Source organism: Flavobacteriales bacterium, from assembly GCA_021739695.1.
Taxonomy (GTDB): Bacteria; Bacteroidota; Bacteroidia; order UBA10329; family UBA10329; genus UBA10329.
This window is the reverse complement of the sequence record JAIPBM010000021.1, coordinates 51161-69436: the sequence shown is the minus strand read 5'-3', so window position 1 is coordinate 69436 and position 18276 is coordinate 51161. Positions and strand designations below refer to the sequence as shown.

The 18276-nt window shown below is 43.8% G+C and carries 12 protein-coding genes; 8 read left to right on the top strand and 4 right to left on the bottom strand.

Annotated features, from left to right (window positions below):
* Positions 1-51 precede the first annotated feature (51 nt).
* A complete protein-coding gene (gene argS, locus K9J17_13215) occupies positions 52-1830 on the bottom strand; it encodes an arginine--tRNA ligase (protein ID MCF8277686.1) in 1779 nt (592 codons plus the stop codon).
* Positions 1831-1980: 150 nt separating this feature from the next.
* Between argS and K9J17_13210 the strand changes: the two genes are divergently transcribed.
* The gene (locus tag K9J17_13210; protein MCF8277685.1) at positions 1981-3453 is read left to right on the top strand and encodes a hypothetical protein; all 1473 of its coding nucleotides are present in this window, start codon (positions 1981-1983) and stop codon (positions 3451-3453) included.
* 164 nt (positions 3454-3617) lie between these two features.
* Positions 3618-4526: an amidinotransferase gene (locus tag K9J17_13205; GenBank protein ID MCF8277684.1), complete on the top strand. Its 909-nt coding sequence runs from the start codon at positions 3618-3620 to the stop codon at positions 4524-4526.
* A 204-nt stretch (positions 4527-4730) separates the two neighbouring features.
* Here K9J17_13205 and K9J17_13200 read toward each other — a convergent pair whose 3' ends face one another.
* Positions 4731-4898 carry a hypothetical protein gene (locus K9J17_13200; protein MCF8277683.1) on the bottom strand — a complete coding sequence of 56 codons (168 nt, stop codon included), beginning with the start codon at positions 4896-4898 and terminating at the stop codon, positions 4731-4733.
* A 193-nt stretch (positions 4899-5091) separates the two neighbouring features.
* Between K9J17_13200 and K9J17_13195 the strand changes: the two genes are divergently transcribed.
* Both K9J17_13195 and K9J17_13190 read left to right on the top strand, forming a co-directional pair.
* Positions 5092-6342, top strand: coding sequence for a hypothetical protein (locus tag K9J17_13195; protein MCF8277682.1), 1251 nt, complete (start codon positions 5092-5094; stop codon positions 6340-6342).
* Between the two features lie 40 nt (positions 6343-6382).
* Complete coding sequence (locus K9J17_13190; protein ID MCF8277681.1) at positions 6383-7597, top strand: hypothetical protein; 1215 nt, start codon at positions 6383-6385, stop codon at positions 7595-7597.
* 186 nt (positions 7598-7783) lie between these two features.
* Here the strand turns inward: K9J17_13190 and K9J17_13185 are convergent, their stop codons facing one another.
* Positions 7784-9307 carry a bifunctional GNAT family N-acetyltransferase/carbon-nitrogen hydrolase family protein gene (locus K9J17_13185; GenBank protein ID MCF8277680.1) on the bottom strand — a complete coding sequence of 508 codons (1524 nt, stop codon included), beginning with the start codon at positions 9305-9307 and terminating at the stop codon, positions 7784-7786.
* 140 nt (positions 9308-9447) lie between these two features.
* Here K9J17_13185 and K9J17_13180 point away from each other — a divergent pair, with 140 nt between their 5' ends.
* The 4 genes from K9J17_13180 (at position 9448) to K9J17_13165 (ending at position 14890) form a co-directional block, all read left to right on the top strand.
* The gene (locus K9J17_13180; protein ID MCF8277679.1) at positions 9448-10839 is read left to right on the top strand and encodes an arginine decarboxylase; all 1392 of its coding nucleotides are present in this window, start codon (positions 9448-9450) and stop codon (positions 10837-10839) included.
* Between the two features lie 143 nt (positions 10840-10982).
* The gene (locus tag K9J17_13175) at positions 10983-11693 is read left to right on the top strand and encodes a hypothetical protein (GenBank protein ID MCF8277678.1); all 711 of its coding nucleotides are present in this window, start codon (positions 10983-10985) and stop codon (positions 11691-11693) included.
* A gap of 90 nt (positions 11694-11783) precedes the next feature.
* Positions 11784-14228, top strand: a complete 2445-nt coding sequence (locus K9J17_13170; GenBank protein ID MCF8277677.1) for a DNA translocase FtsK — start codon at positions 11784-11786, stop codon at positions 14226-14228.
* Positions 14229-14239: 11 nt separating this feature from the next.
* Positions 14240-14890, top strand: a complete 651-nt coding sequence (locus K9J17_13165) for an outer membrane lipoprotein carrier protein LolA (protein ID MCF8277676.1) — start codon at positions 14240-14242, stop codon at positions 14888-14890.
* A gap of 3 nt (positions 14891-14893) precedes the next feature.
* Here the strand turns inward: K9J17_13165 and K9J17_13160 are convergent, their stop codons facing one another.
* A complete protein-coding gene (locus K9J17_13160) occupies positions 14894-18235 on the bottom strand; it encodes a PKD domain-containing protein (GenBank protein MCF8277675.1) in 3342 nt (1113 codons plus the stop codon).
* Between the last annotated feature and the right edge of the window lie 41 nt (positions 18236-18276).

Below are 18276 nucleotides of genomic sequence, written 5' to 3'. Positions count from 1 at the left end.
ACTTGTGATTTGAAGCTGTAAAAATATAAGTACTGAATCAGTATTGCCAATTTACATTCTATCTGGAACTGTTACTCCAAGCAATCGCATGGATGACTGAATAACTTGGGCTGTTAAAGCCGAAATGACCAAGCGTAAGGCTTTCACATTGCCATCTTCTTCAATCAGAATAGGGCATTCATGATAGAACGTGCTGTATTCCTTGGCCAACTCGTAGGTGTAATTGGCAATTACCGCTGGACTGTATTCATCTCCTGCCAACATAACCGTTTCAGGGAATTGATGGAGCAAACGAATAAGTGAGCGCTCGTTTTCATTGATGGCATCCAAATTTGGGACGGAAACATCTGCTGCATTCGCTTTTCGCAACACCGATTTTATCCTTGCGTGCGTGTATTGGATAAACGGCCCTGTATTGCCTTGCATGTCAATACTTTCTTCTGGATTGAATAGCATGCGTTTTTTCGGATCGACCTTGAGCATGAAGTATTTAAGCGCACCAAGCCCCAACATTTCGAAGAGCGTACTTGCCTCTTCCGAAGTCATTTCATCCAATTTGCCTTTTTCTTCAGATTGAGCTCTAGCGGTTTCCACCATTTCATCCATCAGATCATCGGCATCAACCACAGTTCCTTCGCGCGATTTCATTTTGCCCGATGGAAGATCGACCATTCCGTAAGAAAGGTGATAGCAGTTTGTGGCCCATTCGAAACCGAGTTTACCGAGAATGAGGAACAACACTTTAAAGTGATAATCCTGTTCGTTTCCTACCGTGTATATAAGTTGATTGAGCGCTGGCCAATCGGTGTAACGGAGTTTGGCCGTGCCAAGATCCTGTGTCATGTAAACTGCCGTGCCATCGGATCGAAGCAGAAGTTTCTGGTCCATGCCATCAGCCGTCAGGTCGCACCAAATAGATCCATCTTCGCGCTTCTGGAAAATACCGTCCTCCACTCCACTTTCCACCAATTCTTTACCTATTAAATAGGTATTGCTTTCGTAGTAGAGTTTGTCGAAGTCAACTCCTAAGCGATCGTAGGTAGCATCAAAGCCTTCGTAAACCCAAGCGTTCATGGTAGACCAAAGTTCGCGGACCTCCGCGTCATCTGCTTCCCATTTCAAAAGCATTTCGCGCGCTTCTATTATAATAGGTGCTTGCGCTTCGGCTTCTTCCTTGGTTTTTCCTGCTTCGATAAGTTCTGCAATCTCAGCTTTGTATCGTTTATCAAACTCAACGTAATACTTCCCAACCAGCTTATCGCCTTTCAATCCAGAAGATTGTGGCGTTTCGCCATTACCAAACTTCTGCCAAGCCAACATGCTTTTGCAGATGTGGATGCCGCGGTCGTTAATTACCTGCACCTTCTGTACCGTGTGGCCGTTGGCCTTCAAAATTTCCGACACCGAATAACCGAGAAGGTTGTTTCGGATGTGTCCCAAATGAAGCGGCTTATTTGTGTTCGGTGAAGAATACTCAACCATCACGTTTCGGCTGTGTTCGCCTTTGGCTCGGAAACCGTAAGCTTCGGATGCCTGCATTTCGGTCAATTTATCCAACCAATAACTGGCAGTGAACGAAAGATTGAGAAAGCCTTTGATGACGTTGAAACTTTCGACATGATCAACAGCCGCAACTAATGCTTCTCCAATTTGCTGCCCTGTTTGTTCGGGAGAACCTTTGGAAACGCGCAAAAGCGGAAACACCACCAAGGTCATATCGCCTTCAAATTCCTTTCTGGTCTTTTGAAGTTGGATCTGTTCCTCACCTAGCTCCGTACCATATAGGTTGGAGATCGCTTTCTGAATGTGCTGGGTCAATGTATTGCTCACGTGATCGTATTTTCTGCAAAACTAGGAATAGGGAGTTAGGAATAGTTCAATGTTCACGGTTAAAGGTTCAAAGTTGATCCACATTGAACGTTGAACATCAAACCTTGAACTCCTGCCAAGTGCTAACTTCGCAGCTTAATTCTCTGCGATATGAGTAAGAATATTCGAGTTTCTTCTGAAGTGGGAACACTTCAACGATTGATCATTCACAGCCCTGATGCTGGAATTGGCAAAATTGCGCCAAGAATGATGGAAGATCTACTGTATGACGACATCGTTTATCTGGAAAAGATGCGCGAGGAATACAACGAGTATCTGAGCGTTCTGCTGTGGTTTTTGCACCCAGAAGTGATGCGTACAAGGGATAAGAATGACCCTGACTTCTTTAAGCCAACGAAGGACGGTTATCTGAAATCAGATAAGGTGTTGGATGCAGAACACTTGTTAATGCAGGTGTTGAAGGACGATCTGGCCAAGCAGCTGCTGGTTTCGGCCGTGTGCGCGATGGAAAAGTGTGACTTTGAAACGCAGATGCTGCTCATGAAGATGGATTCGGAAACGCTGACACGAACCTTGATCTCTGGCGTTTGGATCTACGAAGGCGAAGAAGATTATCTGTTTGCGCCACTTCCGAATTTCATTTTTACGCGCGACATCGGCATTGTGATAAATGACCATCTGCTATTGATAAAAGCTGCGGAAAAAGGCAGAACGCGAGAAGCTCTGCTGATCAAATACATCGCTTATTTCTACTTGTTTGGCGATGAGGCGAACTGGGATAAATACCAGTTTTCTGACCGCGTCATAGAACTGGAGGACAACGAATATTATTTCTTGACCGACTCGTTGGACAAAGAGCGGCAGGAAGTGAGTATTGAAGGTGGCGATGTGATGATGGTAAGCCCGCGGCATTTACTTGTGGGATTGAGTGCTCGGACAACGCAAAATGCCATCCATCAGTTAACGACCCAGCTATTCAGTAAGAATCTGGTTGATAAGGTATCGGTGGTGAACATCCCTTCGGAACGTGCCTATATGCACATCGACACGATCTTTACCATGATAAAGCGCGATACCTGGGTGATGTATGCGCCATTCACACGCGATGCCATCACGCTATCGAAGGAAGAAATTGACTTCAGACGCATGCTGGATGATGAGATGGAAACACCCGAAGAGCAGGTTTACGTCACGCAATTCATCCGCAAGAAAAAGGCTGACGGTTTTAAGGTGGAAGTGAAAGAATTCGACTATTTGGATGACCTGTTGGCTGAAGTGAGCAAGGTGGATTTCGGTTGCAAAAAGGTGAATATCATTCCGAATGCGAATGGAAAATTCCCGTTTACTGAGCGTGAGCAATGGACCGATAGCTGCAACTTCTTGGCTATTCGAGAAGGTGTGATCATTGGTTATGACAGGAACACATATACTAATGCCAGTCTTCAAAAGCGAGGATTCAAGATCATACGTGCCGAAGATTTCAACGCAAGAATGGACGCTGGCGAAAAACTGGATGACGTGATCACCGGAGATACGCTGATCATTTTGCCATCGGCAGAACTTTCTAGAGCAAGAGGTGGCACGCATTGCATGAGTATGCCATTGCAACGGGAGGATATATGATGAAAATCCCCTGTCATAAAAGTTCAGCAAGCTCCACTTTTACGCCACCCCCTTTTGAAGGGGGAAGGGTATCGGTCCTCCTTTTAAAGGAGGTGCTGAGGAACGAGGCGGAGGATTTTTCAAAATAGACATAAATGCCAGCACAGAACACATCTAACATATTAATGATTCGGCCTATGGCATTTGCCATGAATACCGAAACGGCCAAGGACAATCACTACCAACAACAGGTTGATGGATTGACGAACGATTCTGCTCAGCAACAAGCGTTAAAGGAATTTGACGGACTGGTGGAACAACTGCGTGCAGCAGGCGTGAATGTAATAGTGGTAGACGACACGCTTGAACCGTGCACGCCCGACAGTATTTTTCCGAACAACTGGGTTTCGTTTCATCAAGATGAGTCGGTAATCCTTTATCCGATGTTTGCCGAAAACCGCAGATGGGAAAAACGCATGGATATTCTAGAATCGTTAGAAGATCTAGGATTCGAAATTGACCGCGTCATTGATTTTTCGGATGCCGAAGCTGATGGACATTTTTTGGAGGGAACAGGAAGTTTGGTGCTTGACCGCGAAAACATGGTAGCCTACGCGTGCTTGTCGCAACGAACAAACTCGGAAATATTGGAAGAATGGGCCGAAATCACGGGCTACAAAACAGTCATCTTTCACGCTCTGCAAAAGGTTGATGGAAAACTCCTTCCTATCTATCACACCAATGTGATGATGAGCGTGGGTGAGGAAATTGCTATTCTTTGTGCCGACAGCATTAAAGATGAAGCGGAGCGTAAAGCAGTTGTCAAATCCTTGCAGCAAACAGACAAAGACATCTTATACATTAGCGAAACGCAGAAATCGAGCTTTGCCGGAAATATGCTTCAGGTGGTAAATTCGGCTGGAGAAAAAATCATGGTCATGTCAACACAGGCCTACGAAAGCCTCACACCCGAGCAGATCGCCACCATCCAAAAGACCAACCGCATTCTGCACAGTTCGCTCAATACAATTGAAACATTGGGCGGAGGAAGTGCCAGATGCATGATGGCAGAGGTTTTTCTGCCGAGAGATTGAAAAGTCCGGTAGTTGGATTCAATTGTTGACCATTTGGATTCAACTTTTGACAATTCGGATTCAAATTGAATAGATGTGGATTCAACTTTTACCGATACCGATTCATAGGAAGAACATCTGACTTCAGATGCTGAAGTTTTCATTCCAACTATTTGCCATCTGAGCTCATATGTTGAACATGTAGCCGACATGTTCAACTTTTCGTTACTCCTTCCCCAAAATGGTGTTCTGAACGTCCAAATTGGTGTTCAGGACACCAATTTTGCTGTCTAAAAGAGCAATTTTCATGTTCTGAACCGAAACTTTTGTGTTCCGAAGTGCAATTTTGACGTTCCGAACTGAAAGGTAGGTGTTAAATACAGCAATTTTCATCTGAAAGACACAAACTTGGATGCTCAGAAGAGCAATTTATAGCCTGACTGTAGCCACACACCTAAGCCATATACGCAGAAGGACGCCACGCGATTGCGTGTCGGTTTTTTTATTGTTGGAATGACGAATCGGGTTGGGTAATATTGGGAGAAACAAATCTGGCCATAGCAACTTGGGTTGTCTTGGCCATAAGTTGGCGGTAATAACAGCAAATGAAGCTCAGTCTGTTGATTACATAGGTTACAAGCAAGCATTATTGAAAAAAGCCATGGCAAAATATATTTCCCTTTTCCTTCTTTTCGTTTGTCTAACTGTCGAAGTCCATGGTCAGGATACGACCATGCAATTCCTGAATAAAAACTGGCAAGTAGTTACAGAGACTGAGGCAGTATTCATAAGGCAAATTGAAAAACAGGGGAATTTCTCTTATAAAGTGTCCGAAACTGATGTGGCGGGCAATAGGGTCTTGGTAGGAGAATATAATTCCATTGATCCATTTATTGAACACGGTAAGTTTGAGTTCTATGACGTGAAAAGCGATACACTATTTGCAATTGGTCAATACACAGATGGAGTAATGACTGGTGAATGGGAGTATTACAGAGATAAAAGGTGTAAGCCTGTTCTGACGAAATTGAACTTCGATATTGAATTCGGTAAGATTCCTGAAGAAGATAATGAAGGTAATCCTAATTATAAGTGGATTGTTGAAGACCCTCCACAATTTAAGGCAGACAATGGAGAGACAGGAGATGATAAATTGCTTTCGTTTTTAGCAAGGGATATAAGATGTCCTGCCATGGCGACTATTCGCAATGTCCAAGACGAAAAGGTACTGTTCAAATTGATTGTAACTAAGGATGGAACCCCTGCAAACTTGGAAATGGTAAGAGGTTCTCACAAAGACTATGAAAAAGAGCTGGAAAGGGTTTTAGAAAATTCCAATTGGAAGGCGGGTACTCAGAGAGGAATTCCTCAAAATGTCGAAAAAATAGCGGATGCCTATTTTTCAATGGATTCTTTGGCTCATGTCACACAATTGACACAATCAAATTCGGAGATCTCGAAAATCGTGCAGGCAATTCTAGACCAGCCCGCTTTGGCAATGTTTGTTTATGAGGACAGCACCGTAGCTTGGGGAAATCCTTGGCTTGTTTCCATTAAGGATTTAACCATTACAGATAGATTAACTTTTCTAGAGCAGCGTGTTCGTTTCTACAACGAGGAAGGTAATGCCTTGAGCGGGACTATCACTTTGGGAATAGACGGAACTCGTAACACTTATAAAGTATCTGCTTGGCTTGAATTATTAGTGCCTACCGTTGGGAGGCGCACACATGCAAACATGTTATGGTTGCGATGTAAAGTGAAATCTAGAAAGGGAACACTTAAAATCTCCAAAATCAAGACAGTTCGCCTTCATCAAAGAACATCACAACCTTGAAAAATGAACATTATTATGGTTCCTCTCAGATAATTAGGCTATGAAAAGGTTGATTTCTTACTTCTTCGATTTATGCCTTGGCTTCTTGTCTGTGCTCAGTGGAACATGTCATGCACAGGAACTAGTTTTTACTACCCCAGACTCCTTGTATGTACATTCCTACAATGCCGATAGTGGTCATTTGCTTTATCAAGTGAAGGAGGAGCCATCGTTGGTCTTAGGTCGATTAAAAAAGGATTCTGTTCAAGAATTAGGGCACTTCAACTTTCATGAGAAAATTAGTGGGCTAATTCCTTTCTTTTTCAGAGACAATCAGATATATGTGGTTGTTCCCAGTTTTAAGGAGTATTCCAACAACGGAATCACCACCATCAACCAGACCGTGATTCTTCGTAAGGAAAACGAATACTGGCCGAAAGGCTGGTCGTTGGTCCAATTGACTTTAAGCGGAGAGTATGTACGCCACTTCGATTATTTGACGATGTCCAGCGGTTACTTTACGGACATTAAGTTCACAACGCATCGCAAAGAGCTGATTTTGGCCCACACTATGTCGGAAGATGCCAAACTTCGAATTGACGGTCAGGATATTGGTCAATCAGCTACCGGAAGATTCTACGTAAAGGTCAAAATGACCAATAAAATGAAGATAAAGGATGTGGAGGATGGCAGCCAAACCCACAAGACATCTTCTATAAATGATTTTTTCGTTCATAAGAAAAGGCTGTACACCTTACAATCCACTTGTTGTGAGCATGAATCTGACTACCACAACACCACAAGATTAGTGATGGAAAAATCGGGTAAGGTTTATTCGGCATTAGAACGGAATAGCCATTTTGCGGGATATTCCAACGGCAGGCTGTTGCTGTTGCATTCTTATCCGCCAAGATCATCCGAGTTCAATCTCAAACAGAAACATCAAATCGATTCGTGGAAAGACTATCCATTTAACTCAGACAAATTCCATAGCGTATATGATGCTTTACGCTCAGACACGTTGACATTGATTTACTCGAGAGGGAATTGGGACGGGCGGGGAAGCTCCAAAAAATTGATCACAATATCGTTATGGGTCTTGCAATTTAATATTCACGGGAATCGACCAATGGAGTTGGTTGTAGATGAGACCTTTGAATTGAATTATCCCACTCCTAAAAACAATTATGACGATTTTTCAATAGAGAATTTTCATCGGAATAAACTTTGTTTGAAAATTAAAGGACGATTGCTTTTTTATAGGTTGCACCAGTGAAGAGAAGTCCATCAGGTGATTGACAAACACACCGATGATCAAAGGGAAAGCCAACTACAACACCGCTAACTGCTGTACACCCTCCTCCAAAATCCGATGGCGCGCGTTTACAAAACGCATGCCTGCACCAACCCTAATTATGGAAACCCGAAACGCGCCATCAAAGAGACGCAAAGCATTGCGTCTCTACCTCTTTCTCAACTCAAAAATATCCTTCCGCCTATCGCGCAGATTGCGCACGCTACCGAACTGATTGAGTTCGCGCAGTAAATCGATATCCACATCGGCAATTAGGATCATCTCGGTGTTCGGAGTTGCCTCTGCTTTTATTCCGTTGGCCGGAAACGAGAAATCGCATGGCGTAAAAACCATCGATTGGGCATACTGGATGTCCATGTTGTGCACCTTAGGCAAATTGCCAACACTACCAGCAATTGCAACGTAGCATTCGTTCTCTATGGCACGAGCTTGCGCACAGTTTCGAACGCGAGAATAACCATTCTGAGTATCGGTAAGGAACGGGATGAATAGAATATCCATGCCTTCATCTGCCAACAATCGGCTCAGCTCCGGAAACTCCGAATCGTAGCAGATCAGAATACCGATCTTGCCGCAATCGGTATCAAAAGCTTTCAGTTCGTGTCCGCCTTGCATACCCCAAACTTTTGCTTCATCGGGCGTTACATGCAGTTTTTCGTAACGCTCCATCGTGCCATCGCGTCTGCACAGGTAGCCCACGTTGTAGAGCAGATCGTCCTTTATTTCGGGCATACTGCCAGTAATGACGTTGATATTGTAGGAAATAGCGAGTTCGGAGAATTTCTGAACGATGCGCGAAGTGTGCTTGGCCAATTCGCGAATAGCTTCCGATTCTGACAGATGGTTATTCTCTGCCATTAAAGGCGCATTGAAAAACTCGGGAAACAGGGCGAAATCAGAACGATAGCCCGAAACAGCATCGATGAAGTATTCTGCTTGCTGCATCAGCTCGTCAAAATCGGCATAGAGCCGCATTTGCCATTGCACCAATCCAAGCCTAATGATCTTTTTGTTCGCACCGGCTCTTATGCTTTTCTTCTCGTAATAAACGTTGTCCCATTCTAGCAGAACGGCATACTCGTTCGATGCCTGATCTCCTTCCAAGTATCCTTTCAGGATCTTATGTGGATGGAAATCGTTCGACATTTGAAAATTGAGAACCGGATCATCAATCTCTTTACGCTTCACTTTTTCGATGTATTCCTTGGCCGACATCTTATCCGCATACTTGTGATAATTCGGAATGCGTCCTCCAAAGGCAATTCCGCGAAGATTCAGCCGCTCGCAAAGCTCTTTTCGATAATCGTACAAACGCCTTCCTAATCGGAGTCCGCGATAATCTGGATGAATGAACACATCGATTCCGTAAAGCGCATCGCCCTTATCAGTATGCGTACTGAACGTGTAATTTCCTGTGATGTCTTTGTATGTATGATTGGCGTCAAAACTGTTGTAATCAACGATAATGGAGAGCGCGCAACCAGCCAAATGGCCGTTCACCTTTATTACAACTTGCCCATCAGGGAATTTCTCAATTAAGGACTTGATGTGTTTTTCTGACCATATAGAGTTGGGCATACTCGTGTAGGAATCAATCATGGCAGACTTCAATTCCTGATAGTCATCCACCGTCAAAAATTTCAATTCAATATTCTCTATCTCTCTTATCATAGTACAAAGGTATCTGAAGTACAGGGTCTTCTGCGAGTTAGGGAAAGGAGTTATAAATGAGAACCTTATCGAAAATGAACAGAGAATTAATGGGCCATCCGCTCGAACTGACAAATCAATTGCATCTTTAGCGCCCGAAAATGGAGAACAACTATTACAACCTTATTGAGCAGACTTTCGAATTTCCACAAGAAGGATTTGAGGTCGTTGACAACAAACTTCAGTTCCACGGCATTGACCTGATGGCCATTATTGAGCAGTACGGAACTCCGCTGAAACTGAGTTACTTACCTAAAATATCGGAACAGATCCAACGGGCAAAGGGCTATTTCCGTAATGCGATGTCCAAGTACGATTACACGGGCCAATACACGTATTGCTATTGCACTAAGAGCTCACATTTTTCGTACGTACTGAACGAAGCATTGAAGAATGACATTCATCTTGAAACATCTTCCGCTTTCGACATCTACATTTTGCATAAGTTGTATGAACAAGGCAGGATAAGCAAAGACAACTTCATTGTTCACAACGGCTACAAGCGCGACCGATACGTTGAACTGATCTCGCAACTGATCAATGATGGATTCAACAGCCTTCCTGTTCTCGATAACCTAACGGAGCTAGACAGTTTCCGCCCATTGGTAAAACGCGAATGCAACGTTGGAATTAGAATTGCCACGGGCGAAGAGCCACAGTCGAACTATTACACGGCACGTTTAGGAATCCGTCATCGCGAAATTCAGGATTACTATATGAATGTGCTTCGAAAAGAGAAGCTGTTCAAACTGAAAATGCTTCACTTCTTTATCGACAATGGAATTGAGGACAGTCTCTATTACTGGAACGAATTGCAGAAATGCCTTCGTGTTTATTGCGACCTGAAAAAGGAGTGTCCAACATTGGATTCGCTGAATATTGGTGGTGGATTCCCGATCAAACATTCCTTGGCCGATGAGTTTGATTATCAGTATTTGTCAGACGAAATAATCAGACAGATAAAGGATTTCTGCGAAAAAGAAGATGTTCCGGTTCCGAACATTTTCTCCGAATTCGGCAGTTATACGGTTGCCGAAAGTGGTGCCGCCATATATTCCATCATTGATCAAAAAAGGCAAAATGATGTGGAATGGTGGAACATGATCGATAGTTCGTTCATCACCACGCTGCCTGATACTTGGGCCATCAATCAACGATTTGTAATGCTTGCCGTAAATCGTTGGGACAGCCCGTTTGAGCGCGTAAACCTTGGTGGCTTGACATGCGACAGTCAGGACTATTATAATGTGGAAGCCCACGTGAATAATATCTATCTGCCAGAATTCAGAAAAGATAAACCACTTTACATTGGCTTTTTCAATACTGGAGCCTATCAGAATGCGCTTGGCGGTTATGGAGGGATCCAACATTGCCTCATCCCTTCACCCAAGCAAATTGTGATATATAAAGATGATGAAGGCCAGATCGTATCCGAACTTTTCTCAGAAGAACAGGGTTATAAAGGAATGCTTGAAACCTTAGGTTATCACTAGCTGTATAAGCACAGCAAGTGTAGCTTTGGAGCAGGTACGCATTACACGCAGATATTTGTAAGCGATTCTTTTACAAACCGATCTACTTACTACCTTGCGCAGGAAACCAGGAACTTGGACGAAACACTTAAAAGTGAATTCGTTTGAAAAAAAAATTACTTAAACGCATACTTTTCGGCACTCCGATAGTTGCATTTATTTTCTTCGTAGGATGTCAATCGGGTCCCAAAACGGAATCTGGTGTTGATATTATAACTGAAGGTAAAATCGTGTATCAACTGACTTACCCTCAGTTTGATGACGACAATATTTTCACGTCCATGTTCCCACGGGAAATGAGTTTTAAATTCAAAGACAACAACACGTTGAATGAATTGAAAACTTCCATGGCTGTTTTCAGCACATCACTTTTAGCAGACAACAAGCAGAAAAAAGTCACGCATCTTGTCCGGATCGCGAATAAATATTCGGGTTTGGAAATGGATAGTGTAGAGATCATGGAGGAGTACGGCAAGAAGCCGGCCGGCATGAAAATCACGCCAACGGATAGCACCAAGGTTATTGCTGGTTATATCTGCCATCACGCGTTAGTGACCTTTGAAAATGATAGCGCCAAGAATTACAGCATCTTTTACACCAACGATATTGGCATCAAAGACCCGAACTGGTGTACGCCATTCTACGAAATAAGTGGTGTTCTGATGGAAGCGAAGGTCAATAAGTTCAACATTGACATGCACATGATCGCCACTTCTGTTGTCCAAGAAACCTATCCAGAGGAAGATTTCATCATCACCAAGGAATATCAACCCATTACGGTAGAAGAAATGGCTGATATTTTCCAAAGTTTCTAAGCCGAAATAAGTTCAAACTGACCACGTTGTAGCGAATTACCCCGCAGCTTGCTTGTTGGGGTTTTTCTTACATTTGAGTTCGCGGGAGGAATGGCTGAAAAACAGGAAAAATCAACTTCAAAAAAGGATTCATCTAATGCCAAGAAGGGAAATAAAAATGGCCTTCTTGAGTTTTTAGGCGATTCGAGAACCCGTACCATTACGGGGCTTTTCTTCGTTATCGTTTCCCTCTTTCTGGTGCTTTCGTTCATTTCGTACCTCATCGATGGTTTTACCGATCAGAGCGAACTTCAGGAATTCGCTGAAACGCTGGCCGACCCTAGCACCAACGTCAATAACATCATGGGAAAATTCGGTGCTGCGGTAGCCGAGAAGTTCATTTACAACTGGTTCGGAATTGCTGCTTTTCTATTTCCGTTTCTATTGATGTTGGTAGGCTTGAAAATTCTGTTCCGCAGAAGCATCCTTCCGATAGGAAAATCAATCAAACATTCCCTGTTCTTCCTTTACGTGTTGCCGCTGGCGATGGGTTTTCTGTTCTTGGAAAACTTTGTCCTTTCAGGCGCGTTGGGATTTCAACTGAACAGATGGACAACAAGTCTGATCGGTTCTGCTGGCACCGCTCTGCTCCTTCTCTTCATGGCTGCAGTTTATTCTGCTGTTGTTTTCAATCTATCCGTTGATAGCATCAAAGCACTTTTCGCAGCCAAGCCTCAAGATGTAGCATCTGCTGATAATAAAGTGGAAAAAGACGATGATGATTTTGAGCCAGTTGCAGATGTGACCATCAAAACCAATGAGCTGGATCTGAAGGAAACGGTATTCAAACAACGGCCTCCAGTTCAGGAAGAACCAAAAGCAGAGCCTGAATTGAAGTTGGAAACATCCGTTCCATTCGAACGACCGATGATTATTGACGCTCCAACGCTAGATGCAAGTCCGTTATTGGAAGATGTTCAATTCGACATTGAAACGGTTGCAGTTGAAGAAGAAACCGTTGCTGAATCTGACGGAGAAGGTATGGGAGAATACGACCCGACACTCGACCTCAGCAACTACAAAAAACCTCCGTTAGATCTTTTGGAAGCCTACGGAAAAGGCGAAATATCGGTAGATCAGGAAGAACTTGAATCGAACAAGAACCGAATCGTTTCAACCCTCAAAAATTACAATATTGAGATTGAAAGGATCAAAGCTACCATCGGTCCAACCGTTACGCTTTATGAAATTGTTCCAGCTCCCGGAATTCGAATTTCGAAGATCAAAAACCTAGAAGACGACATTGCACTGAGCCTTTCTGCTTTAGGAATCAGAATCATTGCGCCAATTCCAGGTAAAGGAACAATCGGTATTGAGGTACCGAACTTGAACCCTGATACCGTTTCGATGAAAGCCGTGTTGAGTTCAGAGAGGTTCCAACACTCAAAAATGGAGTTACCTATTGCGTTAGGAAAGACGATTTCTAACGAAACCTACGTAACGGACCTTACTAAAATGCCCCACCTTCTGATGGCTGGAGCTACAGGACAAGGTAAATCGGTAGGATTGAACTGTATTCTCGCTTCCATCCTTTACAAAAAACACCCAGCGCAGGTCAAGTTCGTATTGGTGGATCCAAAAAAGGTAGAGCTAACGCTGTTCAACAAGATTGAGCGTCACTTTCTAGCCAAATTGCCAGATACTGAAGAAGCAATTATCACCGACACGCAGAAAGTAGTTACCACGCTGAATTCTCTTTGCTTAGAGATGGATAATCGCTACGATCTTCTGAAAGATGCGCAGTGCCGAAATCTAAAAGAATACAACGCTAAGTTCATTGCCCGAAGGTTGAACCCGAAAGAAGGACACAAATTCTTACCATACATCGTTCTGGTGGTTGATGAGTTCGCGGATCTGATCATGACTGCGGGTAAGGAAGTGGAAACGCCTATCGCCCGTTTGGCGCAATTGGCGCGTGCTATTGGTATTCACTTGATCATAGCTACGCAGCGCCCTTCCGTGAATATCATCACTGGAACGATCAAAGCGAACTTTCCAGCGAGAATTGCCTTCCGCGTTACGTCTAAAATTGACTCACGGACAATTCTTGACGCAGGTGGAGCTGACCAGTTGATCGGAAGAGGAGACATGTTGATGTCTACCGGAAATGACATGATCCGTATTCAGTGCGCATTCATAGATACGCCCGAAGTGGAAAAAGTGGTGGATTTCATTGGCAATCAACAGGCTTATCCATTCGCGTTCGAATTGCCTGAATTCATTGATGAAAGTAGTGGTAGTGGAGAATACGGAGCGATGGATCCTGGCGACCGCGATGCGCTTTTCAATGAAGCTGCTCACATTGTGGTTCAGCATCAGCAAGGATCAGCATCTTTGCTACAACGAAGACTAAAGCTCGGTTACAACAGAGCTGGCAGAATTATTGATCAATTGGAAGCTGCGGGAATCATCGGCCCGTTTGAAGGAAGTAAGGCGCGACAAGTGCTTATACAAGATGAAATGAGTTTGGAACAAAAGTTGCAAAACCATAGTTGAGAAATTTAATCATGTTTAGAAAGATCCTTTTCATTGCCCTTTTACCCTTGGCTGTTTTTGGCCAAGATGACGAGAAAGCCGCATCAATACTTAAAGCCGTAAGCACAACAAACGGCAGCTACAAAGACATTCAGGTCAGTTTTAGCTACACGCTCGAGAACAAAGAAGCCAAGGTGAATGACACCAGAACGGGTGAATTGACCCTTGCTGGAAATAAGTTCCATCTGCAACTGATGGGACAAGATATTTACAGCGATGGGAAAATTGTTTGGTACGTTATGAAGGACGACCAAGAAGTCCACGTTAAGTCCATAGAGGAATTCAAAGAAGAAACAGAACTTGATCCATCCAACTTCTTCAGTCAATACGACAAAGGTTTCAAATCAAAATTCTATGGCGAAGAAACCAAAGAAGGCAAGGCACTGAACGTGGTGGACCTTTTTCCTGAAGTGCCAGGTAAAAAATCGTTCTCAAGAATCAGAATGGGCATCGACAAAAAGACGAACCATATCGTGTATTCCAAAACCTTTGGAAAGGATGGTACAGATTACCTTTTGGAAGTAAAGAGCATGAAAACAAATGCTGGTGTTACTGCCGATAAGTTTGTTTTCTCTAAGGAGAAATACGAAGCACAGGATTTCGACATTGTCGATTTCAGGTAGTGCTTAGCGCACCAAATTCACACTTCCAGTAAACTTTTTACTTTCCCCTTTCACGTCTACGATCTCAATTCGATATACGTAGCTGTCTGATGGTAGCAGCATGCCTTTGTAAATTCCATCCCAAGGTTCATCTATCCGAGCAGTATAGTACAATTCTGTTCCCCATCGATTGAAGATGGTCATCTCAAACTTCTCAATTCCAATCCCTTTCGCAGTAAATCCATCGTTTAACCTGTTTCCATTTGGTGTAAACGCATTCGGAATATAAATGAAGGTTTCTGGGTCTATATGAACGATTCGAGTTGTGGCATCAGAGCAGATTCCATTTTCAGCCAAAAGTGTTACCACATAATCGCCTTCGGCAGGATAAGAATTGGTCGGGTTAGCTTCAGTAGACGATCCTCCGTCACCAAAATCCCAAACATACGTAACTCCATTTGAAGTAGTGTTTGTGAACCTAATGCGTGGATCTAGCATGGTCGCATCCGTAGGCCGGTAATTGAAATTGGCCGTTGGCGTAATGTAAATGGACATGGCCTGAGCAATCGTCAACGTGTCTGCACAACCACCATTCTGAGTGGTCACGATCAAACTTACATCGTAAATACCAGGCGTAACATATGTGTGCGAAGACGAAGCTGAGGATCCCGTAGAACCATCTCCAAAAATCCATTCGTACGAACCAATAGTGTAGTTGTTTGGAATGGTGCTCTCATCAACAAAATTGATGGCAACGGGCGTGCAACCTTCAAACTCAGAATAACCGATACCCGCTACCGGATATGGATAAACTTCAAGCTCTGTGGTTGCCGAGCCAATGCAACCACTATCTGAAGTGGCTGTCAGCTCAGCGGTAAATGTGCCGTAATTCTGATATTGATGTGCAGGTGAATTTTGGTTACCTATTTGACCATCGCCAAAATTCCAACTCCAAAGTGCAATGGTATTATCATTCGGTACCGTGGAATTGACAAAAACGGCCTCTTCTCCCAAACAGATATCGGCTGCATCTATCGTGACAACCGGAGTTGGATTTACGTAGACCAATTGCGTAATGGTATCTCTGCACCCCATGGCGCTTTGCGCTATCATTCGAACTTGATACGCACCAAAATTTGTATACGTATGAGTTGGCGTTTGCCCGTATGCAATATTAGAACCATCGCCAAACGTCCATTCCCAACCCGTTACGGCTCCTTCTGGAATGATTGATGAATCTGTAAAACCAGTTGCTTCTCCAAAACATGCGGGCGTTGAACTGAAAGCCGCTTGTGGGATCGGATGTACGATAACATCTTCCGTTGAAGTGTTAAAACATTGATCGGCTGTTCCAACGGTGAGTGAAACGGTGTAGGTGCCAAAACTTGAGTAACTAAAGTTTGGAACCATTGCCGTTGAAGTAGTTCCGTCACCGAAATCCCACAGGTAGGTCACAATCGGGCCGAAACTTGAATTGGTGATCTGTAGCAACTCCTGTTCACAAAAATCAGGGCCGTCTGCCAACGAAAAGACAGGAATCGGTCCATCAATTACTTCAGCAGTTCCTGTGGCTGTGGCACTGCAACCATTGGCGCTCAAAGTTGTGAGCGTTACTGTGTATGTGCCAAGATCGGGATAAACGTGTGTTGGATTGGTTCCCTGTCCAGTGGTTCCATCACCAAAATCCCAATTGTAACTGACGATTGTTCCCGTTGAATTGTCATTGAATTGAACAGCATTACCGTTACAAACAGGCGTTGGATTTGGAAAATCGGCTATCGGAATTGGATCAACATCAACCACAATACTATCAACTGACGAGCAATTGTTAGCATCTGTTAGTGTTACGAGATACGTGGTTGTAACAGAAGGGCTGGCACTCGGATTTGCAATCAATGTATTGCTTAAAGCCGTTGGCGGTGACCACGAAAAACTTCCTGTTCCGACAGCATTCAATTGCACCACATCTCCTTCGCATACATTCTGATTTTGACCAGCATCTAAAATCGGTGCGGGTTCAACTGTAATATCCACGTTATCAGTGTTTGAGCAGTTATTGGCGTCCGTTACAGTAACCGTATACGTGGTGCTGGTGATAGGAGAAGCTGAAGGATTGCTGATGGCCGCATTGCTCAAACTTGCTGCAGGCAACCAATTATAACTCACTCCGCCAGAGGCTTGCAAGGTTACTGGAACGCCTTCACACATGGTCTGATCCTGTCCTGCATTAGCTACGGGCAACGGATTTACGATCACCTGAACGTTATCTGAACCAGAACATCCATTGCTTGACGTGAATGTGAGGTTATAATTGATATTTGAAACGGTTGAACTTGTTGGACTTGGAGCCGATGCACTGCTGAGTGCTGTTGTCGGAGACCAGCTATATGTTCCACTTCCGAGCGTATTAGGGCTGTTCAGCTGTACCGTCTGTCCATCGCAAATACTCAGATCAGGACCAAGATTGACAACTGGTGTAGGGTCGATGGTTATTGGAATAACGGTGTCTTGAGAGCAACCTTCCGTGGTTATGCTCAAATTCACGTTAAAATTGCCAGCGCTAGAGTATGTATGTGAAACCGGAGCGCCAGAACCCGTGGTTCCATCACCGAAATCCCATGTGTAATTGGTGATGTTCCCTGATGATGTCAACGAAGCATCCGTAAAATTGATCTGATCACCAACGCAAGTAGTCGAATTGCTAATTGTGTAATCTGGCAGGATGGAATTGCAAAAGCGCTGATCGGCACTGGCGGATCCCGTTCCGCCTGTCCAACCCCAATAAACCTGAGAAGAACCACCGAAAATAGTATTGATGATATCGCCCGTGTAGCTCGTACGGAATACTCCATCGAAGAAAACAGCTAAGGTATTAACACTAGGCTGCCAGACAACCTGTACTGTGTGCCAAGCACAATCTTCTATATTTGGTTGTGTGCTACTCGCCACAACCGGTCCTGCAAGATTATTTGCTGAACCATGGTTCGAATCGCCATTCTTCATGATAGCGATATGATCCTGTGGAGGATCAGCCATCGTCACATCATTTGGCCAGGTATCAACTTCAACTTCCAAGGAAGGAACTATACCTCCATAACCCAAAGAACTAGAACCTCCTCCTTGTGTCACATTTACAGGCTGCAGCACAAAGGCAATTCCGTCTGCTCCCCACTCACTACAGCCGAGCCAAACCTCAAAATTGTAATTGAAAGGAGTGTTAAGATTGATTTGATTAACGTTCCAAACTGAACCACCAGAATATGGTTGATCTTCAGTTAGTTGGTAGCAATTACAGGAGATCTGATTGGCGTTACCGTTTATCTGGTACTGTCCAAATCCTGCCAACGGCAAGATTACCGCTATCATTGAAAAAACAAACCTGAAAATCTTGTCGAACTGTATCAAAC

What these genes read in the sequence shown, in the direction of transcription:
- K9J17_13210 (MCF8277685.1), top strand. Translation starts at nt 1,981, where the DNA reads ATGAGTAAGAATATTCGAGTTTCTTCTGAAGTGGGAACACTTCAACGA.
- K9J17_13205 (MCF8277684.1), top strand. Translation starts at nt 3,618, where the DNA reads ATGATTCGGCCTATGGCATTTGCCATGAATACCGAAACGGCCAAGGAC.
- K9J17_13200 (MCF8277683.1), bottom strand. Translation starts at nt 4,898, where the DNA reads ATGAAAATTGCTGTATTTAACACCTACCTTTCAGTTCGGAACGTCAAA.
- K9J17_13190 (MCF8277681.1), top strand. Translation starts at nt 6,383, where the DNA reads ATGAAAAGGTTGATTTCTTACTTCTTCGATTTATGCCTTGGCTTCTTG.
- K9J17_13185 (MCF8277680.1), bottom strand. Translation starts at nt 9,307, where the DNA reads ATGATAAGAGAGATAGAGAATATTGAATTGAAATTTTTGACGGTGGAT.
- K9J17_13180 (MCF8277679.1), top strand. Translation starts at nt 9,448, where the DNA reads ATGGAGAACAACTATTACAACCTTATTGAGCAGACTTTCGAATTTCCA.
- K9J17_13170 (MCF8277677.1), top strand. Translation starts at nt 11,784, where the DNA reads ATGGCTGAAAAACAGGAAAAATCAACTTCAAAAAAGGATTCATCTAAT.
- K9J17_13165 (MCF8277676.1), top strand. Translation starts at nt 14,240, where the DNA reads ATGTTTAGAAAGATCCTTTTCATTGCCCTTTTACCCTTGGCTGTTTTT.
- K9J17_13160 (MCF8277675.1), bottom strand. Translation starts at nt 18,235, where the DNA reads ATGATAGCGGTAATCTTGCCGTTGGCAGGATTTGGACAGTACCAGATA.